26 protein-coding genes are annotated in these 26457 nt (G+C 64.6%); 7 read left to right on the top strand and 19 right to left on the bottom strand.

Annotated elements, in window-relative coordinates:
• Positions 1-15 precede the first annotated feature (15 nt).
• Positions 16-894 (top strand): helix-turn-helix domain-containing protein, encoded by an 879-nt coding sequence (locus ASE91_RS03350; protein ID WP_056001357.1) that lies wholly within the window; start codon positions 16-18, stop codon positions 892-894.
• A gap of 93 nt (positions 895-987) precedes the next feature.
• On the opposite strand, the gene ASE91_RS03355 is transcribed toward ASE91_RS03350, so the two are convergent.
• The 13 genes from ASE91_RS03355 to ASE91_RS03410 form a co-directional block, all read right to left on the bottom strand.
• A complete protein-coding gene (locus ASE91_RS03355; RefSeq protein ID WP_056622631.1) occupies positions 988-1911 on the bottom strand; it encodes a sugar phosphate isomerase/epimerase family protein in 924 nt (307 codons plus the stop codon).
• A 19-nt stretch (positions 1912-1930) separates the two neighbouring features.
• On the bottom strand, positions 1931-2887 hold the full coding sequence (locus ASE91_RS03360; RefSeq protein WP_056622633.1) for a sugar phosphate isomerase/epimerase family protein: 957 nt from the start codon (positions 2885-2887) through the stop codon (positions 1931-1933).
• Between the two features lie 65 nt (positions 2888-2952).
• Positions 2953-3726, bottom strand: coding sequence for a TIM barrel protein (locus tag ASE91_RS03365; protein ID WP_056622635.1), 774 nt, complete (start codon positions 3724-3726; stop codon positions 2953-2955).
• 347 nt (positions 3727-4073) lie between these two features.
• Positions 4074-4235 carry a hypothetical protein gene (locus ASE91_RS19115; RefSeq protein WP_156357637.1) on the bottom strand — a complete coding sequence of 54 codons (162 nt, stop codon included), beginning with the start codon at positions 4233-4235 and terminating at the stop codon, positions 4074-4076.
• Positions 4232-5170, bottom strand: coding sequence for a fumarylacetoacetate hydrolase family protein (locus ASE91_RS03370; protein WP_056622637.1), 939 nt, complete (start codon positions 5168-5170; stop codon positions 4232-4234). Before ASE91_RS03370 ends, ASE91_RS19115 begins: the two co-directional genes overlap by 4 nt.
• On the bottom strand, positions 5167-5952 hold the full coding sequence (locus ASE91_RS03375; protein ID WP_056622639.1) for a cyclase family protein: 786 nt from the start codon (positions 5950-5952) through the stop codon (positions 5167-5169). Before ASE91_RS03375 ends, ASE91_RS03370 begins: the two co-directional genes overlap by 4 nt.
• On the bottom strand, positions 5949-7106 hold the full coding sequence (locus ASE91_RS03380; protein ID WP_056622641.1) for an alpha/beta hydrolase family protein: 1158 nt from the start codon (positions 7104-7106) through the stop codon (positions 5949-5951). The genes ASE91_RS03375 and ASE91_RS03380 overlap by 4 nt, the downstream gene beginning before the upstream one ends.
• 5 nt (positions 7107-7111) lie before the next feature.
• Positions 7112-8014 carry a VOC family protein gene (locus ASE91_RS03385; RefSeq protein ID WP_056002285.1) on the bottom strand — a complete coding sequence of 301 codons (903 nt, stop codon included), beginning with the start codon at positions 8012-8014 and terminating at the stop codon, positions 7112-7114.
• A 65-nt stretch (positions 8015-8079) separates the two neighbouring features.
• A complete protein-coding gene (locus tag ASE91_RS03390; protein ID WP_056001337.1) occupies positions 8080-10395 on the bottom strand; it encodes a TonB-dependent receptor in 2316 nt (771 codons plus the stop codon).
• Between the two features lie 125 nt (positions 10396-10520).
• Complete coding sequence (locus tag ASE91_RS03395) at positions 10521-10973, bottom strand: nuclear transport factor 2 family protein (RefSeq protein ID WP_056622643.1); 453 nt, start codon at positions 10971-10973, stop codon at positions 10521-10523.
• The gene (locus tag ASE91_RS03400; protein WP_056622645.1) at positions 10970-13312 is read right to left on the bottom strand and encodes a glycoside hydrolase family 3 C-terminal domain-containing protein; all 2343 of its coding nucleotides are present in this window, start codon (positions 13310-13312) and stop codon (positions 10970-10972) included. The genes ASE91_RS03395 and ASE91_RS03400 overlap by 4 nt, the downstream gene beginning before the upstream one ends.
• Positions 13309-13875, bottom strand: a complete 567-nt coding sequence (locus tag ASE91_RS03405) for an NADPH-dependent FMN reductase (protein WP_056622647.1) — start codon at positions 13873-13875, stop codon at positions 13309-13311. The genes ASE91_RS03400 and ASE91_RS03405 overlap by 4 nt, the downstream gene beginning before the upstream one ends.
• Before the next feature lie 5 nt (positions 13876-13880).
• Positions 13881-14984, bottom strand: coding sequence for an LLM class flavin-dependent oxidoreductase (locus tag ASE91_RS03410; RefSeq protein WP_056001327.1), 1104 nt, complete (start codon positions 14982-14984; stop codon positions 13881-13883).
• A 128-nt stretch (positions 14985-15112) separates the two neighbouring features.
• Between ASE91_RS03410 and ASE91_RS03415 the strand changes: the two genes are divergently transcribed.
• The 4 genes from ASE91_RS03415 to ASE91_RS03430 all read left to right on the top strand — a co-directional run bounded on the left by ASE91_RS03415 (position 15113) and on the right by ASE91_RS03430 (position 19692).
• On the top strand, positions 15113-15781 hold the full coding sequence (locus tag ASE91_RS03415) for a TetR/AcrR family transcriptional regulator (RefSeq protein WP_056001324.1): 669 nt from the start codon (positions 15113-15115) through the stop codon (positions 15779-15781).
• An 87-nt stretch (positions 15782-15868) separates the two neighbouring features.
• On the top strand, positions 15869-16498 hold the full coding sequence (locus ASE91_RS03420) for a gluconate 2-dehydrogenase subunit 3 family protein (RefSeq protein WP_056622649.1): 630 nt from the start codon (positions 15869-15871) through the stop codon (positions 16496-16498).
• On the top strand, positions 16498-18192 hold the full coding sequence (locus ASE91_RS03425; protein ID WP_056622651.1) for a GMC oxidoreductase: 1695 nt from the start codon (positions 16498-16500) through the stop codon (positions 18190-18192). The genes ASE91_RS03420 and ASE91_RS03425 overlap by 1 nt, the downstream gene beginning before the upstream one ends.
• 159 nt (positions 18193-18351) lie before the next feature.
• Positions 18352-19692 (top strand): MFS transporter, encoded by a 1341-nt coding sequence (locus tag ASE91_RS03430; RefSeq protein WP_056001316.1) that lies wholly within the window; start codon positions 18352-18354, stop codon positions 19690-19692.
• Positions 19693-19735: 43 nt separating this feature from the next.
• Here ASE91_RS03430 and ASE91_RS03435 read toward each other — a convergent pair whose 3' ends face one another.
• The 4 genes from ASE91_RS03435 to ASE91_RS03450 are packed head-to-tail and all read right to left on the bottom strand — an operon-like array spanning position 19736 to position 23231.
• Positions 19736-20551, bottom strand: coding sequence for a 3-keto-disaccharide hydrolase (locus tag ASE91_RS03435; RefSeq protein WP_235530286.1), 816 nt, complete (start codon positions 20549-20551; stop codon positions 19736-19738).
• 29 nt (positions 20552-20580) lie between these two features.
• On the bottom strand, positions 20581-20958 hold the full coding sequence (locus tag ASE91_RS03440; protein WP_056001310.1) for a C-glycoside deglycosidase beta subunit domain-containing protein: 378 nt from the start codon (positions 20956-20958) through the stop codon (positions 20581-20583).
• An 11-nt stretch (positions 20959-20969) separates the two neighbouring features.
• Positions 20970-21980, bottom strand: a complete 1011-nt coding sequence (locus ASE91_RS03445; RefSeq protein ID WP_156357638.1) for a sugar phosphate isomerase/epimerase family protein — start codon at positions 21978-21980, stop codon at positions 20970-20972.
• Positions 21981-22001: 21 nt separating this feature from the next.
• A complete protein-coding gene (locus ASE91_RS03450) occupies positions 22002-23231 on the bottom strand; it encodes an MFS transporter (RefSeq protein WP_056622655.1) in 1230 nt (409 codons plus the stop codon).
• A 108-nt stretch (positions 23232-23339) separates the two neighbouring features.
• On the opposite strand from ASE91_RS03450, the gene ASE91_RS03455 reads away from it, so the two are divergent.
• Together ASE91_RS03455 and ASE91_RS03460 are read left to right on the top strand one after the other, a co-directional pair.
• The gene (locus tag ASE91_RS03455; RefSeq protein ID WP_156357639.1) at positions 23340-24761 is read left to right on the top strand and encodes an MFS transporter; all 1422 of its coding nucleotides are present in this window, start codon (positions 23340-23342) and stop codon (positions 24759-24761) included.
• Positions 24762-24789: 28 nt separating this feature from the next.
• Positions 24790-25587 (top strand): MBL fold metallo-hydrolase, encoded by a 798-nt coding sequence (locus ASE91_RS03460; protein ID WP_056622659.1) that lies wholly within the window; start codon positions 24790-24792, stop codon positions 25585-25587.
• On the opposite strand, the gene ASE91_RS18570 is transcribed toward ASE91_RS03460, so the two are convergent.
• Both ASE91_RS18570 and ASE91_RS03470 read right to left on the bottom strand, forming a co-directional pair.
• A complete protein-coding gene (locus ASE91_RS18570) occupies positions 25538-25981 on the bottom strand; it encodes a hypothetical protein (protein WP_235530287.1) in 444 nt (147 codons plus the stop codon). The genes ASE91_RS03460 and ASE91_RS18570 overlap by 50 nt on opposite strands.
• A gap of 199 nt (positions 25982-26180) precedes the next feature.
• Entirely contained in the window at positions 26181-26450 is a 270-nt protein-coding gene (locus ASE91_RS03470; RefSeq protein ID WP_056002282.1) for a GlsB/YeaQ/YmgE family stress response membrane protein, read from the bottom strand.
• Positions 26451-26457: the final 7 nt, after the last annotated feature.

Genomic DNA, 26457 nt, shown 5'->3' on the forward strand with positions numbered 1-26457 from the left:
CCGTAGACTTGCGAGATGCGCGGCGGTTCGGTTCCCAGCTTCTATCTATATGGCGAGCCGCATCGCGCGGTGGACGCTGGCTTCGTTCATGCCGAACGACTGGACGATCGGTCGCGCCCCAGCGAATGGACGATCCTGCCGCACGCCCACGCCGATCTGGTTCAGTTGTTCGTTCTCGATCAGGGCGGCGGCGAGATGCGTGCCGAGGACGCGCGGCTTGCCGTCGCCGCACCCGCGCTGTTGCTGGTGCCGCCCGCGGTCGTCCATGGTTTTTCGTGGCAGCGGGAATCGGCCGGATCGGTCGTCACCTTGTCGGTCCGCCATCTGGCATTGCTCGACAGCCGCTATCCCGGCCTAGCAGCCCTGTTCCAATCCGCGCGCGTCATCGCGCTGGACGATGCCGCACACGCCGCACTCGAAGCAGGCGTTACCGCGCTGATGCGCGAACTGGGCTGGGCGGCACCGGGCCATAGCGCAGCGGTCGATGCCGCGCTGCTCGCAATCCTTGCCGAGACATGGCGCGCGGGCGGATCTTCGGTGGCCGATACCGGCGTTGCTCCGGGCCATCAAAGCGCCCTGGTCGCCCGGTTCCGCGCGCGGGTCGACGAACGATTCCGTTTGCGGGAGCAGATCGCGGTCCATGCTGCCGCCCTCGGCGTTAGCGAGAGCCGCCTGCGAACGGCCTGCGCGCAGATCGCCGGCCTGTCGCCCGCGGCAATGCTCGACCAACGCGCGGTCCTCGAGGTCAAGCGCGCGCTACTCTACACCAACCTGTCGATCGCCGAGGTCGGCTATGCGTCCGGCTTCGGCGATCCAGCCTATTTCACGCGGTTCTTCACGCGCCACGCCGGAATGTCGCCGCGCGCCTTCCGATCGAGGGGGAGCTATCGTTGATCGCATACTGTGTTGCGGATGAGGTCGCGGCAGGCGCAGCGAATGGCCGGGAAGGATCGGCGCCGCACGGGACGAGCCAATCCCCCCGAACCGTCAGTCGTAGATTGGACGCAGCACGGTATCGAGATGATAGCGCGTCAGCGCCATCGACGCGAGCATATCGGGCGATCCGTCATACTCGATCGACATCCACCCCTTGAACTGACGCTCCTTCAGCATCCGGTACAGCCCTTCCAGATCGAGCCTGCCGAGCCCCGGTTCCCAGAACCAGCGCGTGCCGTCGTCGGTGATCTCGGGGTCCTGCGCATGGCGGACGCTGTCGGGCTGTCGTTCCGACGCGGTGTCCTTCAGATGGAACGTGCTGATGCGGTCGTGATAGTCGTTGTAGAAGGTCAGCAGGTCCTCGCCCATGATCGCCACCTGCGCGGTGTCGAGACAGTAATGGACATAGCGCGGATCGGTGGATTCGATCAGCTCGCGATGGTTGGGCAGGTTGATCGCGCAGAAGAACTCGTTGTGCAGGCCAATCTTGACCCCGTGATCGGTGGCGTAGCGGCCGATCTCGTTCATCACCCTGGCGCACTGCTGCACTTCTTCGCGGCTCAGCGGACCCGATCCGTAATAGTTCTGCGTCGGGCAGGTATTCATGTAGCTGCCGCCGAACCTGACGATCGTGTCGACCGCCTCGCGTCCCGATCGGACCGCTTCGTCGTAATGATCTGCCTGGTGCGATGCATGCGCGCCGTGGAACATGCCGATCACCTCGACTCCGCGATCCTTGGCGAAGGCCGTGAAGTTCTCGGGCGATCCGAACAGCGGCAGGATATCGGCGAGATCCCATGGGGCGATCTCGATCCCGTCGAAGCCGAGCGCCGCCTGATACTTCAGGATCGTGTCCCAGTCCGAATAATAGGCGGCATTCGTCTTGTCCTCGTAATAGAACTCCCGGAAATTATCGATCTTGCGATAGGGAATGCTCTTCCAGTGACACATGTTGGCGTAGCGGATGTTGGGCATCGCGGAAACTCCGTCCGGCTTAATTCTGTAGTCGGTTCATGAGCGCGCGGGTGCGCAGCAACGCCCGGAAGGGGTCGCGCGTCTGGCGGGCGCTGCACACGATCGGTCCGGCATAGCCGGTCTGCTCCAGTAGAGCGACAATAGCGCCGAGGTCGACGGTACCCGTGCCCGGATCACGGAACACCTGCGTCGCGCGGTCCTCCGGGAATTCCGGGTTGGGCGTCTTCCACGTCCCGGCGGTATCGACGAAGCTCGTATCGGTCAGGTGGACGCACCCTATCCGGTCGCGCTGCGCGGCGACGAACGCCACCGGATCGATCCCCGCGATCGTCAGGGTCGCGGTATCGACGTCGAGCTTCACGCTGTCGGGCAACCGGTCGAGCAACGTCAGGATGCGTTCGCCGCGGAACAGGCTCCAATATTCGTTGCGCAGCACCAGCGTGACGCCCGCTGCTTGTGCCTTTGCCGCAAGGCCGCCGAGCAGGTCGGCCATCCGGTCGGTGAACGCCGCTGCCTTGTCCTCCAGATCAGGATGATAGTGCGCGATACGGCCATAATAGGCCGACGGGCTGATCGCGAGATAATCGGCTTTCAGATCGGCGGCATGACCCAGTGCTTCGCCCGCAAAATGCCCGGTGGCACCGAAATAGAAATCGAGGTTGGCGTTGCGCATGAACAGGTTGGAATCGAACGTCACCCCGGTGACCCGATCGATGTCACCCTTCGCCAGCGCCGCGCGATACTTGTCCGCATTCTGGTATTTGGTGTTGACGCAATAGCGGTTCATCGGAACGCCGCTGCGTCCGCCAAACTGCCACACCGGTTCATAAGGAATCTCGATCGAACGAAACCCTGCTGCGCCGATCAGCGGGTATAGCTCTTCCCAGAAATACTTGCTCTCGTACCGGTTTCGGTTGGGTTCCTGATAATGGCGATTGACCAGATCGAGGCTGATCGCGAATTGATCGCTATGCATGGATGAATTCCGCAATTGAAGGACGCGGTCGTTCGCGTCCCGAAGGTAAAAGGGTCTCGGCGACGTCAGTCGGATAGCTTCCGCCGGGATTGGGCCAGCGACTGATCCATTGGCATCGTCGGAAAATATTCGAGCCCGATCGCCCCATCATAGCCGATCGTACGCAGCGTCTGCGCGATCAGCCGCCAGTCGAGCGTCCCGGTGCCCGGTTCGTTGCGATCGGGCATGTCGGCGACCTGAACATGCCCGACTAGGTGGACCCGCCCCGCCAGCACGGCGCCCATATCCTCGACCATCACCGCACTGTGCCAGACATCGTAGAGCAGGCGCAGGTTGGGGCTGTTCACCGCCTCGACCAGATCGAGGCCGAGCTTGGTACTGACCAGATACATGGTCGCGAACAACCGGGTGTTGAGTGGTTCGAGAAGCAGCAGGACCCCGGCATCCTCGGCCGCATCGGCGGCGGCGCGCAGCGCGGCGACGGCATTGGTGAAATGCTCTTCCTCGCTCATTCCATCGACACGGAAGCCCGATGCGACGATCAGGTTCGGCTTGCCGAGGATCGCGGTCGCCGCGATCGTTTCCCGTACCGCGGTGACCATCGCGTCGCGCTCGGCGGGGTCGACGATCGAACGGCGCGGATCGACGCACAGGCTGGTCAACCGCATACCGGTTTCATCCAGCGCGGTGGCAATCGCCTCGACCGGCTTGTCGCGCCACAGGTGAAACTCGGCGAGATGGAACCCGGCGTCCCTGGCGGCGCGAAGCCGCGCGGCAAGATCGCCCGCTTCGGCGAATTGCCATTCGATACAGGATGATAGCTGATAGACCGCAGACATAGGACCCTTCCCATTCTACGGCCCCGTGGTGCGCACCGCACCCCGTATGCCTGGCGAGCGCCTGCCCGCTATTTTGTGGTTCGTCTGGTACAATAATCGGTGCGATAATCAAGTTTGTAACGGGTGGCGAACTGCCGATCGGTCGCAGCGCATCGCTGCCCCCGTTCAGTACAGGATGCCGGCCATCCAGAACGACCCGACCAATGCCGTCAGCGCGCTGATCGCCATCGCTGCACAGCGTGCATCCTCGAACCGGCGCATCCCGGCCTGATCCTTCATCCGCATCGTCCACTCCCAAATTGGCCACCCCGACATCGTGCGTGCCGGTGACGGCAGGTTGAAATTTGTTACGCGGTGTCCCGCAGCGGCCGTTCATCGACGGTGTCCAGCCCAAAGCCGTTGTTGCGCGCCATCAGGTCGATGCCGAGCTTGTCGACCCCGGTGACCATCCGCCCGTTACGGGCCTCGTCGATGATTTCCTCGGGGCTGGAGAGGTAGGCGTGGATCACCGCTGGACGACCCGTTGGCCAAGGGTGCCGAAGCGGTCGCCGGCGTGCATCGTGACCCGGTCACCGAAGCTGAGGAACGGCGTGAGGGGCCGACCGGCGATCGCGTCGATGGCGCGGCGTTCGGACAGACAGGTCGATCCGACCTTGGCATGGTTGGCGTTGGACACGGTGCCCGATCCGATGATCGTGCCGGCGGGCAAATCGCGGGTGCGCGCGGCGTGGGCGATCAAGTCGTGAAAGCCACAGGCCATGGCGCTACCGACCGGGCTGCCGAACCATTCGCCGTTGATCTCGACGGTCAGCGGCAGACAGACGCGGCCATCGGCCCATGCGTCGCCCAGTGCGTCCGGCGTCACCGCAAACGGCGCGACCGAACAGGCTGGCTTGGCCTGTACCCAACCGAACCCGGTCTTCATCTCGACCGGTGCGATCGTGCGCAGCGACCAGTCGTTGAGGAGCAGGATCAGGCGGATATGGTCGAGCGCCTCGTCGGCGCGGCACCCCATCGGCACGTCGCCGGTGACGACCGCGAACTCGCCTTCGAAATCGATGCCATCGGCCTCGCTGGGGAACGGCACGTCCTCGGTCGCCGACAAAAAGCGATGCGACATGCCCTGATACATCAGCGGCTTGGTCGTCTCGATCGGCGGCAGCTTGAACGCCTGCTGCATGAGGTGCCCGTGCGTGGGGAAAGCCGAGCCGTCGAGCCATTGCCATGCACGCGGCAACGGGGCGAGCAGCGTGGCGGTATCGAGCGGCTCGCCCTGCCCCGCGTCGAGCCGCTGTGCCAGCACGCGCAACGCTGGCTCGGTCCGGGTCCAGTCGTCGAGCGCCGCTTGCAACGTCATGTGGGCGGGCAGACACCGCTGCGCGTCGTCCGACACGACGACCAGTGTGCCGTCGCGACTGCCGTCAGCGCGGGTCGCGAGTCTCACTTGCCGTCCTCGAAGATCGCGACCGCACGGCACCAGCCTGCCGATCCGCGCTTCACCTTGACCGGCAGGCACGACACGATGAACCCGGTGGCGGGCAGCTGGTCGAGCTGGGTGAGCTTCTCCATGTGGCAATAGCCGATGTCGCGCCCGGCCTTGTGCCCTTCCCACACCAGAGAATAGTCTCCGGTCTCCGCGACTTTGGCGGCGGTGTGGCTGAACGGTGCGTCCCAGCTCCACGCATCGGTGCCGGTGACCCGTACCCCCTGGCGGGTCAGGTACATGGTCGCGTCATAGCCCATGCCGCAACCTTTGCCGAGAAAGTCGGGCCGCCCCAGCGCCGCGCCGGCGGCAGTGTTGACCAGCACGATGTCGAGCGGGCGCAGCGTATGGCCGATCCGCACCAGTTCCGCCTCGACTTCGGCAGCGGTCACGACATGGCCGTCGGGCAAATGCCGAAAGTCGAGCTTGACGCCGGATTGCAGGCACCAGTCGAGGGGGATTTCGTCGATGGTCAGCGCCGGCTTTCCGCCGTCCATCGTCGGATGATAGTGCCACGGTGCATCTAGATGCGTGCCGTTGTGGGTCGACAGCGTCAGCGACTCGGACGCGGCGAAGCCCTCGCCACCCGCCATCTCGTCGGCGGTGATGCCGGGAAAGAACATCGCCGCTTCCGCCACCGTATCGGCATGGGTCTGGCGGGTGATGGTCGGTCGCATGAACGGCGGATCGGTGACGACGTCCGGGTCGATCGCGATGGAAAGATCGAGGATGCGGCGGGTCATGCCGTGGCACCCCCCAGCGTCTCGGCGAACCAGTCGGCCAGCAGGTCGCGGCCATAGGCCATGTTGTCGGCGCCGACATGCTCGACCCCGCCTTCGCGGGCTGTGAAGATCACCTTTTCACGGCGGGGGGAGTTGATCAGCTGGTCGTAGAGGTCGTCGGCGTACGCGACGCCGATCTGCCGGTCGTTCGCGCCGTGGGTGACGAGGAACGGCACCTTGATGCGCTCCATATCGCCGTTGAGGTTCATCGCCTCCGATTTGCCGAGGAAATCGTCCTGGTCGCTGGCGCCGAACGCCCAGTGGACGTGCTTCCAGTAATGCGGGACGGGGTTCTCGCCCTCGCGCGCCATGCGCTTGTCCTGCACCTCACGCCAATTGTGGTTCGCACCCCACACCGCGCCGCTGGCGAAGCGCGGTTCGTATGCGACGGCGCGCGGCGCGAAATGGCCGCCCAGCGAAATGCCGGTCATGCCGATGCGATCAGGATCGACATCGGCCTGCTGCTCCAGCCAGTCGACCGCCCTGCTCGCCCAATGCTCGCTGTGCGGATCGACGGGCAGGTTCTGCAACCGCAATGCTTCCCCCGACCCCGGCTGATCGACGCACAGCGTCGAAATGCCACGCCGCTCCAGTTCGTGCGGCAACCGGGTCCAGAACAGCAGCTCCTTGCAGCTGTCGAGCCCGTTGCAGAACACGACCACCGGCTTGGCGCCCTCGCCCGGCGCGCGGGTGTAGAGTGCAGGCATCGTGCCCGTCGCCAGCGGAATCTCGACCCGCTCACGGTTCAGCGCGCCCAGCACCGTCGAACGGTCGAACGCCTCGCGTGCCTTGGCATAGGTTTCCTTGCGCCCCGGCGCGCCATGGCCCTGCATCCGTTCGGCGGTGAACAGGTAGAGCGACGCGCGCTCCAGCTTGTTCGATGCGGAAAAGGACCGTCCCTTTGCCGCATCCTCGGCGGCCAGCGCGATCAGCTTGTCACCCATCGCCGCCCATGCCGCCATGAACTGCGGCGTGCCGGCATCCGCACCGGTCGCCGCCGCTTGCGTGAGCGGCTGGCACATGTCGATGATCTCGCCGAGCTGCGCCCCCGACTCCATCGCGATCGCGACCGACAGGTTCCAGATGTAATTAGGGAAGGGTTCGTACAGCGCCATATCGCTTACGCCACCGCCGCCTGCCACAGCCCGGCATCGGGCGCGGGCTTGGGCATGGTCTGCGGACCGCCGATACCGCTGCCCCACTGGTCCATCGTATCGGGGCGGGGCACATGGACCTGATGCTGGTGATGGTCGTCGTCGACCTCCTCCAGTTCCGACGTATACTCGACGACATTGTTGTTGGGCGTCGTGAAATAGCTGAAGGTGTTGTTGCCCGCAGTGTGGCGTCCCGGCCCCCATTTGATGTCGACGTCGTTGCGCTTCAGCCGGCCGACGCCGCGCATCATGTCGTCCATGGTCAGCACGTCATAGGCGACATGGTTGAAGCAGGGCGGTCCCGGCAGGAACGCCAGCCGGTGATGCCAGCTGTTGCAGCGCATGAAGCACATGAAATCGCCCAGCCAGTCCGACACGCGGAAGCCGAGCGCCCTTTCATACCATGCGACCAATGCCTTGTGGTCGGGCGAGTGCATGACGACGTGGCTGATCTTGACCGGGATCGCCTCGCCCTTCGCCAGTTCGCGCTTGGTCCCGCGTTCGACGTCCGCCGAAATCTGGAGCGTGAAGCCGTTGGGGTCGAAGAAGCGGAAGCCATAGCCACCGCCCAGCGTGTCCAGATCATGCGGTTCGCTGATGATCTTGCCGTCGTTCGCCTTCACCTGTTCGAACAGCGCATCGACATCGGCGCGTGTCTCGGCAGCCCAGCCGATGACGTCGATCCGCTGCGTCGCGTCCTCCCGCAGACGGACGACATATTTCTCGTCGGTTCCTTCGGCGGCAAAATAGGCCATGCCGTCGGCCGACGGCACCTCGGTCAACCCCCAGACATCGGCGTAGAAGCGGCGCTCGGCCGCCAGATCGGGTACGGCATAACCGACGAACCGGATTTCAGAAACGCGGGCCATGCTCGCCTCCATTCGGGAAAAAGGGACGGGCCGGCGCGTCGAGCGCCGACCCGGTTTGGGGATTGTCAGAAGCGGAACGTACCCTGCACGCCGTAGGTGCGCGGCTGGCCGAAGTTCCAGTTGTAGATGTTGATGCCGCCGCCGGTGAAACCGGCATAGGTCTTCACCCGGTTGTTCTCGACGTTGCGGACATAACCCTGAAGGCTGAGCTTATCGCCCGGCAGGTTCAGTTCTAGGCTGAGATCGGTCGTCGTGAACGCTTCGACCCGATCGCCGCGATAGTTGAACGCGGTCAGGTAATATTCCGACTTGAACCGGCTGAACCCGTTGGCGACCAGTTCATAGCCTTGGCCGAGGTCGATCGACTTGTTGTAGTTGATGCCGATCGTCCATTTCGGTGCCTGCGGCGCGGCATTGCCGGCGAGGTCGAGCGTCAGCCGCGGTACGTTGGCCGGGGGATTGGTCAGCGTCGGGGCGGGAATGCCGGCGAAGTCCTGCAGCTTCGCATCGATATAGTTGACGATCAGGCTCAGGCGGTCGCGCGGCGAAAGCTTGACCGTGGTGTCGGTTTCGATGCCCCACACCCGGCTTTTGCCCGCGTTGAACGTCCGCGCGCCGACCGTGGTGTCGATATAGACCTGCACCTGCTGGTCCTGGTAATCGTAGTAAAAGGCGGATGCGTTGAATTCGAGCGTGTTGTTCAGGAACCGGTTCTTCGATCCGATTTCATAGGCGGTCAGATTTTCCGCATTGAACGCGCCGACCAGATCGAAGCCGCCGCTTTTGAATCCGGTGCTGACCTTGGCATACAGCATGTTGTCGCGCGCCGGCTTGTATTCGACGCCCGCGGTCCAGGTGATCTTGTCCTCGGCATAGGACGGGAAGCGGATGACCGCGCCGGGGCCGCTGCCGTCGGCAGGCGGACGCACCATGTTCTGGGTGCGGAAGAAGCCATAATTGATGTATTCGGCATTCTTCTTGTCGTCGGTATAGCGCACGCCGCCGGTAAAGCTGAGCGTATCGGGCACCAGCCAATAGGTCGCCTGCGCGAAAGCGGACTTGGATTCCGACTTCACATAGGGACGATAGAAGAAGTTCGCGAAGGCACTGGCCAGCGGCAGGTACAGGCCGCGCGCGATGATCTGGTTCTCGTGGAAATAGAAGCCGCCGACCTGCCAGACGAAGCTGCCCTGCGCGCCGCCGTTCAGCCGGACTTCGTGGCTGTGGGTGCGCGTGTCGTAGCGGTCGTTGTAGAAGGTGAACTGTTCGGGCAGGAACCCGTTCTGCGGCAGGATGACCTGGTTGTCGACGTGGCGATAGCCGCCGATATAGCTGAGCGTCGCAGGACCGAAGTCGTAGGCGACACGCCCGCGCACCGCATATTGCTGGCTCTTGAAATTGCCGCGCCGGCCGATCGGGAAGCTGGCCGGGTCGAACGTCTGCGGCAGATCGACGAAGCTCGGCACCAACCGCTGCGTCAGCGTCGGATAGGTTGCGGGCGGTGCGACCGACGCGGGCAGTTCGGTAAGGCCCGGCGTCGCGCCGTTGACCAGCAGGCCATACTGTACCGGACCCGTCTGGTTCACATCGACATATTCGCCGGCCAGATAGACTTCGAGCGCGCCCGGCGCGAACAGGATGCTGCCGCGCACCGCATCGACATTGGCGTCGTCGCCCTGTCCGGCCAGCGAGCCGTTGTCGACATAGCCGTCATGTTCGTTGTGCAGACCGGCGATGCGGATCGCGACGTCGTTGCCCAGCGGTACGTTGACGGCACCGGTCGCATAGATCGCGTTATAGTTGCCATAGCCGGCGGTGGCCGATCCTTCGAAGCTGCCCAGAACCGGCTTGGCCGCGACGATGTTCAGCGCGCCGGCGGTCGAATTGCGACCGAACAACGTGCCCTGCGGACCGCGCAGCACTTCGATCCGTTCGAGGTCGAAGAAGTTGGCGTTCAGCGCGACCGGGCGGTTCACATATTCGCCGTCGATCGAGACGGTGAGGGCCGGGTCGGCGCTTTCGGAAATATCCTGGCTGGAAACGCCGCGGATCGCGATCTTCGTGAACACCGAATCGGGCGTGATGCCAAGGTCGGGGGCCAGACGCTGCAAGCCGCTGACGTCGGTAACGGCGGCTTTGGTCAGATCGGCACCGCTGACGGCGCGGATCGCGATCGGCGTGTCCTGCAGTCGGGTCGTGACCTTGGTCGCGGTGACGATGATCTCTTCGAGCTGGCTGTCGTCGCGTTGCGTCGTCGTGTCGTTGGCCGTGGTCGGTGGCGTCGCCCCGGTCGGTTCGGCGGTCTGCGCCCATGCCGGGGCAGCGACCCAGATGGCAGTACTAGCAAGCGCCATGCTGGCGATGCGGCGGAACGTCGTCATACGATCCCCTCTCCATGATGTCGGAGGCGTATCCGCCCCTCGTTCAGAACTAGAATTGCTATTCTATTTAAAACTTGAGTCAAGTGCCTCCGGTCATCCCGAAGCGCATTTAATTTCGCGGCATGTCAAAACATTGGATGCGGATTGCGCGCGGTCGCCGGGATCGGTTGGATCACGTCCCAGTGTTCGACGATCTTGCCGTCCCTCAACCGGTAGATGTCGGCCACCGCCCCGCCGGCGCTGGCCGGATCAGCCCGGCCGTGCAGGTGGATGACGGCCAGGTCGCCGTCGACGATGATCCGCTTCACGTCGAACCGTGCGCCGGGCGCTGCGAATTTGGGTGCCAGCGCCGCGACGGCCGCGTCGCGACCATCGGGCAGGCCGGGATTATGCTGGATATAGTCGGATACGACGAATTTTTCGAACGCGCCGGCGACATCGCGGCGACCGTAGAACTGGTCGGCAAAGGCCGTGACGATCGCCCGGTTGCGCTCGGTTTCCGACGCACGCGGGCGGGCCGGCGCGCCGGCGGCGATCAGTGTCGTGGCGAGCAGGGCGGAAGCGACGATCCGGTTCATGGGGTGATCTCCACTGCAAGGACAAGACGGTCGCTTGCCGGCCCGGCCGACAGGCGCGCGGCAGTCCGGTTCTGCCAGCCATCGCCGGCCCAGATACGGAACATCCGGGCTTCGGGCGTGACACGCACGACCGCCGTTTCGCCGGCCGCGATCACGACCCTGGCAAAGCCGACCAGCGCGAATTCCGGGTCGTGGCGATAAAGCTGGACCACCTCGCTGCCGGTGCGGGTGCCGACATTGCGGAGCGTGACCACCACGTCGCGACCATCGGCGACGGCCCCGATCCATTCGAACCGGGTATAACCCTGCCCGGCGCCGAAAGCGTAGAGCGGCGTACGATCGCGCGCGGCAAACCCGCGATAGCCGACCAGCACATCATCGTCGTAGCGCAGGTCGCCCACATCGTCCGGTTGCAGGGCAAGTGCGGGGTAATCTTCCTCGCGCCGTGCCAGCGTCACCGGCAGGCGTCCGCCCGGTTCGACATCGCCCGCCAGCACGGCCGCGAGCGCGGGGCCGAACCCCTCGCCCGGATACCATGCCGACAGCAACGCCGCCGCCCGGTCGCTCCAGCCCGCGTCAAAGGCGTGACCGATATTGGCGACGATCGCGACGCTGGCGTTCACCGCGCAGACTGCCTCGATCAGCGCGACCTGATCGGCGGCCAGGGCGGTATCGGCGCGGTCCTTGCTCTCGACGCTGGAATCAGACGTTTCGCCGACCATCAGCAGTACCGCGTCGGCGGTCCTGGCGGCATCGACGGCGCGCGCGAGCATCGCCGCCGCGCTGTGGGGGCCACGGACCCCGTACCACAGGCCGTGGACGCGTGCGCCGTCATAGGTGAACTCGACCTCGACCAGCACCCGCTGCCCGGCGGACAGCTGCACCTCGACGCTGTCGGCATCGCCCCGCTTGAGCGATCCCATGACGTCGGAGGCGGCCATACGTTCGGCATGGTCGTGGACGATGCGGCCGTCGACGCGCATCCGCACCGCGCCGGTCGCGCCGACATAGAAACGATGCGCACCATTGATCGTCGCGGTGAACCAACCGCTCGCCCGCACGCCGGCGGGACGATCGAACACCCCTTCGTCATGGACACCGACGAACCAGACCAGCGAATTGGTGTCGCGCACCTCGGTGAAGATCGGTTCGCCGCCAAGATCGGTGTCGGCGAAATAGTCCACGGTCATGCCGCGCCCGGCACCACCGAGCGGAACCACCGGCATCGACGGCAGCCGCGGCTGCGGATCGACGCCCGGTTCATAGACGATCGCGGTATCGCCGTAGCGCGCGCGGATCGCGTCGAGCGGGCGCAACGCATCGGGCGACAGCGCGATCTTGGCAAAGGTGCCCCCTTGATAACAGGGGGCCGCCGCGTTGGGGCCGATCACCGCGATACGGGCGTGTCGTCCGGGGACGAGCGGCAACAGGTCGCCTTCGTTGCGCAACAGCACCATGCCCGCCGCCGCCGCTTCGACCAGCAGCGCGTCGGCATCCTCGGTCGGCGGGGTCTTCGTACCCGACCAGCGCCGCCCGGCGCGCGCGACGCGGTCGGCGGCATCGGCGAGACGGCTGGCAGGCACCTCGCCCCCTTCGACCGCGCCGATCGCCTTCGCCCCCACGAAGCGCGCGGGACCGGGCATTTCGAGGTCGAGACCACCGTTCAGGCTACCGGCCGTCGAATGCGTCCCGAACCAGTCGCTGATGAACGGGCCGGCAAAGTCCCACTCCTGCTTGACGATCGTGGAGATGTGGCCGTGTTCGGCGCACCATGTCCCGTTCACCCGGTTATAGGCGGTGAGCATCGCCCCCGCCCCGGCCGCCGCGCACAGTTCGAAGGGCAGGAGATAGATTTCACGCAGGGCGCGTTCGCCCACGACCGCGTTCATCCGGTCGCGGTCGGTTTCGCTGTCGTTGCACACCAGGTGCTTCACACACGCACCGGTGCCGGTCGATTGCAGACCACGCGTCCACGCAGCGCCGGCAAGGCCGGTCAGCAGCGGGTCTTCCGAATAATATTCGAACGCCCGTCCGGCCAGCGGGCTGCGCGCCAGATTGACGTTGGGCGCCAGCACCATGTCGACGCCGCAGCGCACCGCTTCGCCCCCGACCAGCGCGCCGACCCGTTCGATCAGCGACAGGTCGAAGCTGGCACCAAGCGCGGTGGCACAGGGCGACAGCCGGGCGACGTCGCGTTCGTCGACCCGCCCGCTGGCGATACCCATCGGCCCGTCGCTCAGATGCAGCGACGCGATGTCCGCATGCGGGATCGCGGCCGTGCGCCACATCGAGGCACCGGCGGTAAGGCTCGCCTGCTCGGCGATGGTCAGCGCGGTCACGCCACCGGCTCCAGACGAAAGGCCATGATCTGGCGCGCCATCGTCGCGATCTGTCCTGCGACCCCGGCGTCGGCGAGTTCGCCTTCGCTTCCGAACGGCTTTTGCGCGATCGAATTGATCGCGATTCCCGCCGGGGTCGGCCAGCCGCGCATCGCATGGACGATGCCCCGTAATGCCGCCAGCGTGACGCCACCCGCCTGCCATCCCGCCGCCGAGACGATCAGCCCGACCGGCATCCCGTCGAAATACACACGCTCATCGCCGCGCAGATCCTCCAGCAGGTCGATCGCGTTCTTCACGACCCCCGACACGCCGCCGTGATACCCCGGCGTCCCGATCACCAGCCCGTCGGCGTCGCGCAGCGCGGCGACGAACGCTGCCTGTTCGGGCGTGCGTTCGGGGCGTTCGGGGTTGAAGTGCGGCAACGCGGCGAGCGCAGGCCCGTCGAACATCGTCGTCCGCGCGCCCAGTCCCTCGCATTCGGCAAGCACGGCGCGCACGAGCATCTCGCTCGACGACCGCGGGCGGAAGGTACCGCCAATCCCTACGATATGACGTGCCATCGCTTTCAAGCCTTCTTGAATGCGGGCATGACCTTTTCCGACAGCAGGCGCAGCGTCTGGTCGCCCAATCGCAGCCGTTCGTCGGTCAGCGGCCCGGTGGTGGTGCCGCACAGGATGTTGCCGATGCCGAGTTCTTCGTACGGCTTCAGATGCTCGATCACCGTTTCGGGCGAGCCGTACAGGCACCAGGTGCCGATCCAGTCCTCCGTCAGTGCGTTCGGCGTCCGGTCGGTCTTCCTGTTCGCGTCGTTTGATTCGGCGCGAGCGTTGAATTCCGCCTCGCGTTCGATCGCATCCTGATAGGCGCGCAGGATCGCCATCATCTCGTCGCGGGCCTGTTCGTCGCTGTCGGCGACATGGACGAGCTGGTAGGTATGCGTCGTCCAGTCGAGCGCGCGGGCGATCTTCTCGGCGCTGTGGCCTGCTTCCTCGAGCATCGTGCGATAGATGCCGAAGAACTTGGCGACATGCTTCATCGGCTCCGTCCCGCCGATCTGCGGCGGGGTGAAGGCGGGGATGAACGCCGGCCACGCATTCTCGGCGGCACGGCGTGCGCTCGATTCCTTCATCGCCACCGGCATCAGTCGCGCATGACCCTCGCTATAGGCCGCGGGCGCAATGCGCTGCAGGACGCGGCCCTGGTGCGGACCGTTGTCGATCTCGACCGCCGGGTCGTCCATCGTCTTCGCCCAGAGCTGTTCGGCAAGCGCGAGATTCTTTTCGGCGATCGCACCGGCATCGCGGTAATCGACGCCGAAGCCGATCATCTCCTCGGGCGTGGTGCCCGAACCGACGCCGACCAGCAGCTTGCCGTCGGTCAACTGGTCGAGGATGTTGATCCGTTCGACGAAGCGCACCGGATGATGCAGCGGGACCGAGGTGACCGAAAAGCCGAAATGCATGTGCGGGAACTTCGCCGCCAGATAGGACGCGAACATATAGCTGTCGCTGGCGATCGGCATATAACCGTTGAAATGATGGTCGGGCAGGAAGAGCGCGTCGAAGCCGAGCGCAGCGGCATGTTCGGCATGGCTGGTCAGGGCATGGATCAGCGCGCGGTCCTGCTCCGGCGCCATCGAACGTGCATTGAGGAACACCGAGAAACGCATTCGACCTCTCCCTTTTCACGCCCGGTTATCCCGGTCCGAGGTTGCCGCCCGTTGCCGAGTGGCCTAAACTGAAATTAGAACTGTTATTCTGATATGCCGCCGATCCGGGGGCTGTCAATGGGGTGCCGATGGATATCGAAACGATCATGGCGAAGGCGCGTGTGCCGCAGCAGGGCCGCAGCAAGGCCAGCTTCGAACGCATGCTGGTCACTGCCGAACAGTTGATGACCGAGCGCGGATCGGACGAATTCACGCTCAACGAAGTGGCCAGGCACGGCAAGGTGTCGATCGGATCGATCTATTGTCGCTTTGACAGCAAGGACGACCTTGTCCATGTCGTGCAGCTGCGCGTGCTGGAGCGCGTCGATACCGACATGCTGGCCGCGATCGCGGCGGTACAGGCGCGTGGGTCCGACCTGGTCGAAATGGTCCATGATCTGGTCCAGTCGATCGCCGACGTGCTGCGCCGCTATGCCGAGGTGATGCGCCCGTTGATGCTGCGCGCGAGCGGCGATCCCGTCATCGCCTCGATCGGCAAGCGCAGCTATTCGCGCACCAGCGAAGCGGTGATCGATGCGTTGCTGACCTGTGAGAAGGAAATCCGGCACCCCCATCCGCGCCACGCCGCCGATGCTGGGTTCCGCATCGTCTATGCCGCGATCGCCCGCTATCTGGGGTTCGGTTCGTCGCTCGACGCCGCGGGCGAAGGCGACTGGAATCACTTGAAGAATGATCTGGGCGACATGCTCGCCGCATATTTGGCGACCGAGCCGAAGGGAAACCGCCAGCCCGCTTGACAACTCCCCCCATCCACGTTCAAATCAGAATAATAATTCTGATAAGCGTCGCATCCAAGCGGCGCTCGAACGAGGATGAGGAGCGTCATGGCCGAAACAGGCTGGACCCGGCGCGACACGTTGGGCGGTGCTGCGCTGTTCGCGCTGGTGGTGGGAATACCCGTCGCGGCCGTACGGATGACCGACACCACCAACGACGTCACCGACCGGCAACGCATGGTGTTGCGCGCGGCAGCGCAAGGGGTGATCCCGCGGACCGCGACGCCCGGTGCGGGCGATATCGGCGCGCATGACTTCGTCGTTCTGGCGCTCGCCCACGGCCTCGACGGGACCCGCGCGCCGGCCGCCGGTGCGGCGCTGCCGGTCACCGTCGCCCGCCATCTGCGCCGCGACGGCACGCTCGATTATCTCGACTGGCTCGAATGGCAACTCGACAGCCGCGCGCAGGGCGACTTCCTGCGGGCCGCTCCCGCTCGCCGGCAAGCGGCACTCGCCGCGGTCGATGCCGAAGCGTTCGCCGAAACCGCTCGCGATGCGCCCGAGTCGCCGTGGAAGAAGCTCAAGGCGCTGATACTCACCGCCTATTACACGTCCGAAATCGGCGGATCGCGCGAGCTGCAATATGAACTGGTTCCCGGGAAATGGGAACCGGACCTACCCTTTGTCCCCGGCAGCCGCGCATGGTCGAGCGACTGGACCGCAGTGGAGTTCAGTTGATGGCAGACGCAATGTTCGACGCGATCGTCGTCGGATCGGGAATCACCGGTGGCTGGGCGGCCAAGGAACTTACCGAGGCGGGGCTGAAGGTCCTGATGCTCGAACGCGGGCCGATGGTGGAGCATGGCGCGGGCTATACCAACGAGACGAAGGCACCGTGGGATCTGGAATTTCGCGGCCTCGGCGATGCCGCGCTGTACGAAACCGATTATGCGGTGCAGCGCAAGAACCGCCACTTCACCGAATTCACGCAGGACCGCTTCGTCAACGACCGCGAGAATCCGTACACGACCGAAGGCGCGACCGAATTCAACTGGTGGCGCAGCTATAATCTGGGCGGCCGGTCGCTGTCATGGGGTCGGCAATGCTATCGCTGGTCGGATTACGACTTCGACGCCAATCGTCGCGACGGCCATGGCACCGACTGGCCGATCCGCTACGCCGACATCGCGCCCTGGTATGACAAGGTCGAGGAGTTCGTCGGCGTGGCGGGCATGGCCGAAGGGTTGCCGCAATTGCCCGACGGGCGGTTCCTGCCGCCGATGGCGCTCAACCCTGTCGAGGAACATGTTCGCACGGTGATCGGCGAACGCTGGACCGGACGGCGGCTGACCATCGGGCGCAACGCCAACCTGACCGTCGCCAAGCCCGATCAGGGGCGCGCGGCGTGCCAGTATCGCTCGATCTGCGCGCGCGGCTGTTCCTATGGCGCCTATTTCTCGACGCAGAGTTCGACGTTGCCGGCCGCGCAAAAGACCGGCAATCTGACGCTGATCACCGGTGCGGTGGTCGAGGCCGTCGAATACGATCCGGTTACCGGCAGCGCGACCGGCGTCCGCTTCATCGACACCGGGAACGGTGATCGCAAACGGGTGACGGCCCGTATCGTGTTCCTGAACGCGGGATCGTTCAACAGCGTCGGCGTCCTGCTTCGCTCCGCCGACGCGACAAATCCCAACGGCCTTGCCAATTCGAGCGGCGTGCTCGGCACGCATATCATGGACCATGCGCAGACCGTCGCCGGCATCGCGATCATGCCGGGATTCGAAGACCACACCTATTTCGGCAATCGGCCGACCGGCGTCGTCATTCCCCGCTTCCGCAACCTCGATACGCTCGACGGCAAGGGGCACTCGCGCGGCTTCTCCTATCAGGGCGGAGCGTTCCGGGCAGCATGGACGCGGGGCAAGCGCGACGCCGGCATCGGCACCGAGTACAAGGACGGTCTGCGCGAACCGGGGCCGTGGCGGATGGTGCTGGTCGCCTTTGCGGACTCGATGCCGCGCGCGAGCAACCGCATCACCCTCGATCCGACGGTCAAGGATGCCAACGGCCTGCCCGCGATGCGAATCGCGTTCGAACATGGCGCGCAGGAACGCGCCGCGCTGGCCGAGGCGAAGGCGGAGGCTGCCGCGATGCTGACCGCCGCTGGCGGTCACGTCATCATGGGACTCGACCAGCCCAGCCCCGGCGGGTCGGCGATCCACGAAATGGGCGGCGCGCGGATGGGACACGACCCCCGGACCAGCGTGCTGAACAAATGGAGCCAGGCGCACGACGTGCCCAACCTGTTCGTCACCGATGGTGCGCAGATGTCGTCGTCGGCCTGCCAGAACCCGTCGCTGACCTACATGGCACTGACCGCGCGCGCCTGCGCGACCGCCGTGTCGATGCTGAAGGAAGGCGCGATCTGATTCCCGTTTGCTAGCGGGCACATCCCGCCAGGTGCCGCAGGGTCGGTGCCGCCCGGAGTGAACACCCATGTATCCTACCGCCTGCATCGCGGGGCGATCCGCCTTCACGGCCCCGCCCGTCCCCGGCCGTCACCGCGCCGCGCCGGGGGTCTGAAGGTCATGGACGACATGCTGGACGCGTCTCCCGACGCGTCTCCCGACGCTTCGCCGCCGCTCCCGGCGTCGGCCAAGGTCGCCTATGGCCTTGGCGACTTCGGCTTCGGTCTGTCGTGGAACATGGTGGGGGCGTTCCTGCTGTTCTTCTACACCGACGTCGCACTGCTCCCCGCGGCAGCGGTCGGCACCTTGCTGCTGGTCTCGCGGTTGGCCGACGCGGCGATCGACCCGATCATCGGCCTTGCGGTCGATCGGACGCACGGACGCAGCGGGCGTGCGCGTCCGTGGTTCAAATGGGGTGCCGTGCCGTTCGGGCTGCTCTGTGCCGCGACGTTCTGGATGCCGCCGGTCGGAGAGACGGGACGCCTGACATGGGCGGTCGTCACGTTCGGCGCGCTCGGCATCCTCTTTTCGGTGGTCAACATCCCGTACGGTGCGCTGCTGCCGATGATGACCAACCGCAATGGAGAGCGCCTTGCGCTCGGCAGCCTGCGCGCCGCCGGCACGGCGATCTCGGTTATCGTCGCCACCTCGGCGACGATGCCGCTGGTCGGCGCATTGGGCGGCGGCGACCAGGCAACGGGCTTTCTGCTCGTCGCCGGGTTGTTCGGGCTGCTGACCACCCTGACCACGCTCAATCTGTTGCGTTGTCCCGAACAGGTCCATGCCGTCGCGCAACCGCTCGCCCAGGCGATCTGGCCGCAGGTGCGGGCAATGATCGGCAACCGGGCGTGGAACACCGTCTTCCTGTTCGCGCTGCTCAACTTCGTCCGCTTCGGCGCGGTGCTGGCGATCACGCCGTTCTTCGCGATCAACGTGCTGGGCAAGCCGTGGATGATCTCGATCCTGCTCCCGGCGGTGTCGGGCACGTTGCTGATCGGCTCGATCCTCGCCCCGCCCTATCTGAAGCGGATGGGAATGCGGCGCGGCAACCTGATCGCGCTGCTGGTTGCGCTGCCGCTGTTCGCGCTGCTGCCGCTGGCCGAAGGGTCGACCGTCGCCTTCCTGACGCTCTACCTTGCCGGATCGGTGCTGCTCAGCATCACCATGACCGCGATCTTCGCGATGGCGGCCGAGGCGATCGAGTATCACGAACAACGGACCGGTACCCGCAACGAAGGGCTGTTGTCGTCGGGGATCAGCCTGTCGACCAAGATCGGCATGGCGCTCGGCGGTGCGCTGGTCGCGTTCGGGCTGGCAGCTATCGGATATGTTCCCGGCCGGGGCGGCGCGGACGTCGCTACGGGGCTGCGCTGGCTTTACTACGCGCCGGTCGTCGCATGCCTGGTGGCGCAGATGGCGGTCATCGCTCGCTATCCGATGATCGACCGCGCGGTTCGGTAACGGTTCCGCTCCCCGTCCACCGGTCGGGGAGCGGGCCGGTCGATCAGGCGCCGCCGGCCTTCAGACGTTGAATATCCTCCGCCGAAAGCGCCCGGATCATAACATCCCGATACATGATTTCCGCCGCCTCGAATTCGAGCGCGATACGACCACCCGTCAGCGGCGTCTCGCCTCGCTCGCGCATCGCGAACAGGGTCATGACGATCCGTCCGTTCACCAGATGGGCAGCCTGATCGCCGAAAGCATAGAGGTCCAGCGTGTTCCAGCCATCGAGCGTCTCATAGGCGCCGGTATGACGGAACCATTGACGGGCAATGCCGCCAGCGACGACCGGCGGCTCGTAGGTCGTCGGCAGACCCGGGAAATAGGTCGGCCATAGCGGCGTCCCTCCCAAAACGGGGCCGGCGAGGGCCCGCGTATTGATCATGATGGCGTCGCCGACATCGCCCTCTTCGACCTGAAACTCGACGCCGTCGGGAAACAACCGGTCGCGCTCTGGACCGAGATGATACAGGATCCCGCTGTTGCGGCGCTGCAAGGCACGCGGCGCGAAGCGGGCCTGACCCCATCGATATTGAAGACGCAGATGATAGTTGGACCAGCTGTCGATCGTCGCGATGTGTCCGAACGCAGCCTTATCCGGCCCCCGATAGTCGCGCCCGTGGAAATGCAGGACGCCATCGTCGATCGCGACGACGCCCAGCGTGTCGCGGGCACCGATGCCGTCCTGATAGAAGGTCCAACCGTCGAGGTTGTTTTCGTTGAACAGCGGCCGCCAGCCGGCTTCGGTTCGTGGTCCCGCCGCGATCGCCGTTCCGGTCATGCCGACCAACGCAGTGGTCGCGGCACCTGCCAACACCGAACGGCGATTAAGACCAGGACCGGACATCATGCCATCAGCCGAAGCATCTTGGCGTCCTTCGTTGTTGGTACGAACGGCAGGTACGAGATGCGCATGGTCTCGGCCAGTTCAACGTGGTGCTCGCCCGGCGTCAGGCCGGCGGCGCGCTTGCAGCCGACCACGGCCTTCTCGCCAAAGTTCCACCGGTCGCCATATTCGGTTTCCAGCTCGTCGAGCGTCCACGTTCGGCCACGGAGCGTCAGCGTCACGTCCTCGCGCGGCACCGTCTCACCATTGATGGTGACCGCCACGTTCTCGATCATCGACAGGCCAAGCCCGCGATAATAAGGCAGCCGCGCTTCGATGCTGAAACCATCGGCGGTCGCCTTGAGGCTATCGTCCACGATCATCTTGTTGTCGAACATTTCGGATTCCTTCAGGCGGCGAGCGCGGTGGGGGTCGGGGCGTCGATCAGCCGCCCGAGCATCTCTTGCTGACGACGGACCTGTTCGACGGAGTCGACCTCATAGGCGTCCTCGATCCAGCGATTGCCTTCATATTCCGAGCAGATGTAGCCGTCATACCCGCCCTGTTTGAGTACGCGGACGATCTCGTCATAGGGAATGCACGGTTCGACCAGATCTGCGTCCATCTGGTAGAATTTGCCGTGGATGTTGTGGATGCGGGGCATGTAATCGAGCATCCGCTTCGGTTCGAACGCGGCATTGTGGCGCAGCGTTTCGGCCATGCCGATCGCCGGGCCGACGCCGCCCATCTCGCGCACGTTCAGGATCACATATTCGCTAAGAACGCGGTCCTCATATGCCTTGACGATATAGTCGGCGATGTGGTGCGGCACGCCGTTGCGCATGAAACGCTCCTTCCACACCGGCGGGAACTTGAACAGGAACATGCCCATGTCTGGCAGGAAGCCGAGCGCGTCGCTGCCCGACTTCTCAAAAGCCTCGGCATGGCGGATGATCCATGGATGGTCGAAATGCAGCGGCGCGTGCACTTCGATCAGGATCTTGATCGCCTTCTCCTCGGCGTATGGCGCGGCCGCTACCAGCACCTCGGGCGCGATCGATACCAGCGCGCGGATATATTTGACACCGAGCCGCGCGGCGAAGTCGATATCCTTCTTCACGCTCGCAACCTGTTCGTCGAAGGGCATTTCCCGACCCTTGTAGCGCTTGTAATCGAGCATGAAGTCATGGGCGACCGGCACCGCCCCGTATTTGTCGATCAGCTGGTGCCATTCGGCGACCTTTTCATCGGCGACACCCACTTCCGGCCAGCCCCAGAAGGTCTGCTCGCCGATGATCTCGATCCCCGGCGCGCCGAGCTCGACGCTCGTGCGGATGCAATCTTCGAGCGTCATCTTGCCGAGGAAGGTTTCGTTCTGGAAGCTGTAGAGGCTCACGCCCCGCTTGATCGTCATGGCGATGTCCTTTTGGAATATGCGGGATCAGGCGACTGCGGCGACGGGGGTACCGCCATCGCGCCGGGTCGCGGCGAAAAGGACCGCGGCGATCGCGCCGACGACCCCGGCCGCGCCCATGATGAGGAACGCGCCCTGCATCGCGCCCGTCTGGACGCGGAACAATGAAACCAGGAACGGGCTGGAGAACTGCCCGAAAAAGAAGCACGCCGTCCACACGCCCATGCCGCGCCCGCGGTGTTCGAAGGGCAGCTTGGTCTGTGCCCAGGCGATCAGCGTCGGCACCGCCATCCCCGCCCCCGTCTGCTGCACGACCAGACCGGCGACCATCCAGCGCCAGTCGGGTGCCAGCCCGATCGTCGTCAGCCCCCCGCCGATCAGCACGAGGAAGATGGCGAGTTGCACGACGGGACGCGCACGTCCCGTTGCCCAGAAGATCAGCGAGCCGACCATGACGAACAGGCTGGGGATGAAGGTCAGCTTGCCCAGTTCCTGTGACGACTGGATTCCGACTTCGCGGAACGCCATGCCGCCGTTGATGATGAACACATAATAGAGCGCGGAAGCGAACAGCGTCACCGCACCGATCGATGCCACCGATGCCGCCGGAAACGGGCTGCGCGCCGACGCGCTGCCGATGCCCAGCATCTTGCGTGCGGTCGCATCGCTGCTGGGTTCGTACAGGAACTTGGCGGCAGCAACGAAGGTCGGGAACGCGATCAGGTAGATCAGGAAGATACCGTTCCAGCGCAGGCCAGTCAGGAAACCCGAAGCGAGAATGACGCCACTGGCGAGGAACGGCCCGGCCAACCCTTGCAGCGTCAGCCAGTTGCGGCGCCCCTTTTCGTCCCAATAATCGCCGATCAGCGTGTTCATGGTTGTCAGGATCGCTGCTTCGGCAATGCCGAGCAGCAGCCGCGATCCGTAGATCGCGTTGAGATTGTCGAGCAGGAACGGCGCGGTCCCGAACACGCCGAACAGCAGCGTCGCCACCAACAGCAACTTCCGGCGTCCGAACTTGTCTACCAGGATCCCGGCGAACAACGCGAAGATCGCGATGGTCAGTCCGGGTGCCGACACCATCGCCGGCACCTTCCATGCGGCACTGGGATCCCCCGCGAAATGGTCGATGATCGAGGGTACCGCCGGGAACAGCGACACGATCGCGAGGATCGGCAGGAAGCCGGCGATAATGACGGTCAGTCCCTGGCCGATGCCAGGGCTGCGGACGGTCTTGTCCTGTGTGTCGGCGATCATCCGAATCCTCTCCCACGCAATCGACCGGTACGCCGGCTCAATTAGAACTTGCATTCTGATACGCGGTATTGCCATGACCTGCAACCCTGTCAAGCAAGGAACGATCAGGTGGCAAATGCGGTAGTTTCAGGCCAGTTGAGCGAACGACAGCGTAGCCTTGCGTTCGCTACCGTCCTGATTGCGTTCGTGATGGACGTCGTGGACTCGACGATCGTCAATACCGCGCTGCCCGCGATCCAGACTGCCCTGACAGCGTCCGATGGCGCGATGCAATGGGTCGTGTCAGGCTATTTCCTGACGTTCGCCGTGTTGTTGGTCGTCGGCGGACGACTGGGCGATTTGTTCGGTTATGCCCGCATGTTCGTGATCGGAGTGGTCGGTTTCACGCTCGCGTCGCTTGCCTGCGGCCTTGCTCGGGACGGTAGTGCCCTGTCGATCGCCCGGCTTGCCCAAGGTGCGGCAGCGGCGATCATGGCACCGCAGGGCGTGGCGCTGATCCAGCTGCTCTATTCGCCGACCGAACGTATCGGCCGTCTCGCTGCCTTCGGTGTCATTGGCGGCCTTGCGGCCATCGGCGGTCCGGTGATCGGCGGGCTGCTGATCGAATGGAGTCCGCTGGGTCTTGGGTGGCGTAGCGTGTTCCTCATCAACCTGCCTTTCGGCGTGCTGGCGTTAATCGCCGGACTGACGCTGTTGCCGCCCGGCCGGTCCGGCCAGGCATTGCGTCCCGATGTGCCGGGGACGCTGCTGTTGTTCGGCGCGCTCGGTACGTTGCTCCTCCCGCTGATCGAAGGACGGGCAGCGGGATGGCCGTGGTGGACCGCGGTGGCAGGCATCGCGAGTACCGGACTATGGTACGCGTTCTGGCGCTACGAACAGCGCCGACGAACGGTAATCGGCTCGGCGCTGATCGAACCCTCGCTCTTTACCGACAGCAGCTTTCGCATCGGACTGACCGCTACGGCAGGCTTTGCCATAGCATCGGCAGGATTCCTCCTGACGTTCAGCCTGACCCTGCAACGTGGCCTCGATTATGCGCCCATCGATGTTGCCATGCTGCATGTTCCGTTCGGTCTTGGCGTGATGGCCGGGATCAGCCAGATCGGACGCAAGGCACTGCCTCGTCACGGGCGTCGCGTGCCAATGACGGGTGCCCTGGCGATGGCGACCGGATGCCTGACGACGGCGCTGGCGCTATGGATGGCTCTGCCGACGATCGTGATCGGGGGCGCACTCCTGCTCGCGGGAATCGGCATGGGCACCCTTAGCGGGCCACTCGGTCCGATCACCCTTGCCCATGTCGACCGGAACCATGCCGGCGTTGCCGGGGCCATGCACAAGACGGTGCAGCAGATCGGGGGCGCGCTTGGCACGGCGTTGATCGCGACGATCTACTTCACGATCGTTCCCGATCAACGACAACAATCGATCCCTGCGGCGTTTCTGGTGACGACCGCGGTCGTCGCACTCGACCTCCTGATCCTGGTGTTGCTACTTCGCCGTTTGCCCGAACGCCTGTTCGAGCGATGACCACCTTCCAACGATATGAGAGTCGGCTGTGATCCATGTCTGCGTCGCATGCGGAACGTCCTATCAATCGGATGAACTTCCGCCCGACCGCTGCGCCATCTGCGACGACGAGCGTCAGTATGTGCCGCGCGCCGGACAACAATGGACCAATCGGGAAGCCATCGCCGTTCGCCATAGCAATAGCTGGCGCGAGCATGTGCCCGGCCTGTTTGGCATCGTAACGACGCCTCGCTTTGCGATCGGGCAACGGGCATTCCTGTTGACCACGCCAGCGGGTAATATCCTGTGGGATTGTATTGCCAACCTCGACGCGGCAACCCGGAAACTGATCGAGGGGCTGGGCGGTATCGACGCAATCGCGGTCTCGCATCCGCATTACTATACGACCATGCAAGACTGGTCCGACGCCTTTGGCGCGCCCGTGTATATCCACGATGCCGACCGGCAGTGGGTGATGCGCGACCGTGCCGCCATTCAATTCTGGAACGATGACAGCCTGACGTTGCTGCCAGGCGTTCGGTTGATTCATTTGGGCGGTCACTTTGCCGGCGGCACCGTCCTCCATTGGGACAAGCATGACGGCACGTTGCTCGTGGGGGACATTATCCAGATCACACCCGGCGCAGACCGGATATCGTTCATGTGGAGCTATCCGAATATGCTTCCACTGGCGGGGGGAACCGTCAAGATGATGACCGACCGGATCGGTCGCATCGACTTCGATCGAATGTACGGGGCGTTCGAGGGTCAGGATATGGAAACCGACGCAAAGAATATCACCTTTCGTTCCGCGAACCGTTATCTGAAGTGCATTGAGGAAGCGTAGATGATCTGGCTTTGCCTACGACTGGACTTTTGAACTCCATCCTTACCGCGATGAACGGTGCCGATCCGCGGTTCTTGACGGCATGCAACCCCTCTGGTTCGCCCCTGACCATTTGCGATGTATCAAAGGCAGGCGCGTCGAAGCGCTCGGTTTCGACCGGCTTTCCATCAACCAGCTTGTAGGCGATGTACGTGATGGGCTGAGGCTGCTGGAAATACATCACGCTGGAGCAACGGTGATCGTGGACAGGTTCGGTCGCGCCGGGAGCCACCTCGACCCGCAGCACGCGAATCTTGTCGTCTTCCAGTAAGACACGGTGACTGTCCGGAGCAGCGGCGACCGCGTCGAAGCTCGCTGGTGCAGCCTGAATCGCCAGCAGAAACAAGAATATCATCCCGCCCTCCCTAATTCGCGTGCCAGACTGTCACCAATTCATTGCTGCCGCAACGCGGCGGTTGCTGAAGTGCGACGGTCCTGAAACGCTGTAAGAAAGGCGACCCAGTTGCCAACGTTCTGCCCGCATATGGCGAAGGACGGCCGGGCAAGCCCGGGCACCGGCCCTTCAAGAGATGGGCCGGTGCCCCGAAGATACCTTACCGAACCGTGCCGCGACGAAAGAGGTTGACGATCGCGAGCAGCACGATCGCACCGACCAGCGACACCAGGATCGACGGAACGCTGATGACGCCGCTGGTGATCGGCGCGCCGCCGATCAGCGGCGTAACGAGGAAGCCGGCGAGAAGCGCACCGACGATGCCGACGACGACGTTCAGGACGATGCCCTGTTGCCCGTCGGTCCGCATGATCAGGCTGGCGACCCAACCGATGATGCCGCCGACGACGAGGAGTATGATAAGACCCATGACCATT

Origin of the sequence: Sphingomonas sp. Leaf62, from assembly GCF_001421915.1 — a bacterium.
Taxonomy (GTDB): Bacteria; Pseudomonadota; Alphaproteobacteria; order Sphingomonadales; family Sphingomonadaceae; genus Sphingomonas.

Bases quoted from the DNA above. Each gene is read 5' to 3' on its own strand.
- ASE91_RS03385 (WP_056002285.1), bottom strand. From the start codon at position 8,014: ATGGCCCGCGTTTCTGAAATCCGGTTCGTCGGTTATGCCGTACCCGAT.
- ASE91_RS18570 (WP_235530287.1), bottom strand. From the start codon at position 25,981: ATGATATTCTTGTTTCTGCTGGCGATTCAGGCTGCACCAGCGAGCTTC.
- ASE91_RS03415 (WP_056001324.1), top strand. From the start codon at position 15,113: ATGGATATCGAAACGATCATGGCGAAGGCGCGTGTGCCGCAGCAGGGC.
- ASE91_RS03425 (WP_056622651.1), top strand. From the start codon at position 16,498: ATGGCAGACGCAATGTTCGACGCGATCGTCGTCGGATCGGGAATCACC.
- ASE91_RS03405 (WP_056622647.1), bottom strand. From the start codon at position 13,875: ATGGCACGTCATATCGTAGGGATTGGCGGTACCTTCCGCCCGCGGTCG.
- ASE91_RS03450 (WP_056622655.1), bottom strand. From the start codon at position 23,231: ATGATCGCCGACACACAGGACAAGACCGTCCGCAGCCCTGGCATCGGC.
- ASE91_RS03375 (WP_056622639.1), bottom strand. From the start codon at position 5,952: ATGACCCGCCGCATCCTCGATCTTTCCATCGCGATCGACCCGGACGTC.
- ASE91_RS03430 (WP_056001316.1), top strand. From the start codon at position 18,352: ATGGACGACATGCTGGACGCGTCTCCCGACGCGTCTCCCGACGCTTCG.
- ASE91_RS03380 (WP_056622641.1), bottom strand. From the start codon at position 7,106: ATGGCGCTGTACGAACCCTTCCCTAATTACATCTGGAACCTGTCGGTC.
- ASE91_RS03420 (WP_056622649.1), top strand. From the start codon at position 15,869: ATGGCCGAAACAGGCTGGACCCGGCGCGACACGTTGGGCGGTGCTGCG.
- ASE91_RS03470 (WP_056002282.1), bottom strand. From the start codon at position 26,450: ATGGGTCTTATCATACTCCTCGTCGTCGGCGGCATCATCGGTTGGGTC.
- ASE91_RS03440 (WP_056001310.1), bottom strand. From the start codon at position 20,958: ATGTTCGACAACAAGATGATCGTGGACGATAGCCTCAAGGCGACCGCC.
- ASE91_RS03365 (WP_056622635.1), bottom strand. From the start codon at position 3,726: ATGTCTGCGGTCTATCAGCTATCATCCTGTATCGAATGGCAATTCGCC.
- ASE91_RS03350 (WP_056001357.1), top strand. From the start codon at position 16: ATGCGCGGCGGTTCGGTTCCCAGCTTCTATCTATATGGCGAGCCGCAT.
- ASE91_RS03390 (WP_056001337.1), bottom strand. From the start codon at position 10,395: ATGACGACGTTCCGCCGCATCGCCAGCATGGCGCTTGCTAGTACTGCC.
- ASE91_RS03395 (WP_056622643.1), bottom strand. From the start codon at position 10,973: ATGAACCGGATCGTCGCTTCCGCCCTGCTCGCCACGACACTGATCGCC.
- ASE91_RS03360 (WP_056622633.1), bottom strand. From the start codon at position 2,887: ATGCATAGCGATCAATTCGCGATCAGCCTCGATCTGGTCAATCGCCAT.
- ASE91_RS03355 (WP_056622631.1), bottom strand. From the start codon at position 1,911: ATGCCCAACATCCGCTACGCCAACATGTGTCACTGGAAGAGCATTCCC.
- ASE91_RS03410 (WP_056001327.1), bottom strand. From the start codon at position 14,984: ATGCGTTTCTCGGTGTTCCTCAATGCACGTTCGATGGCGCCGGAGCAG.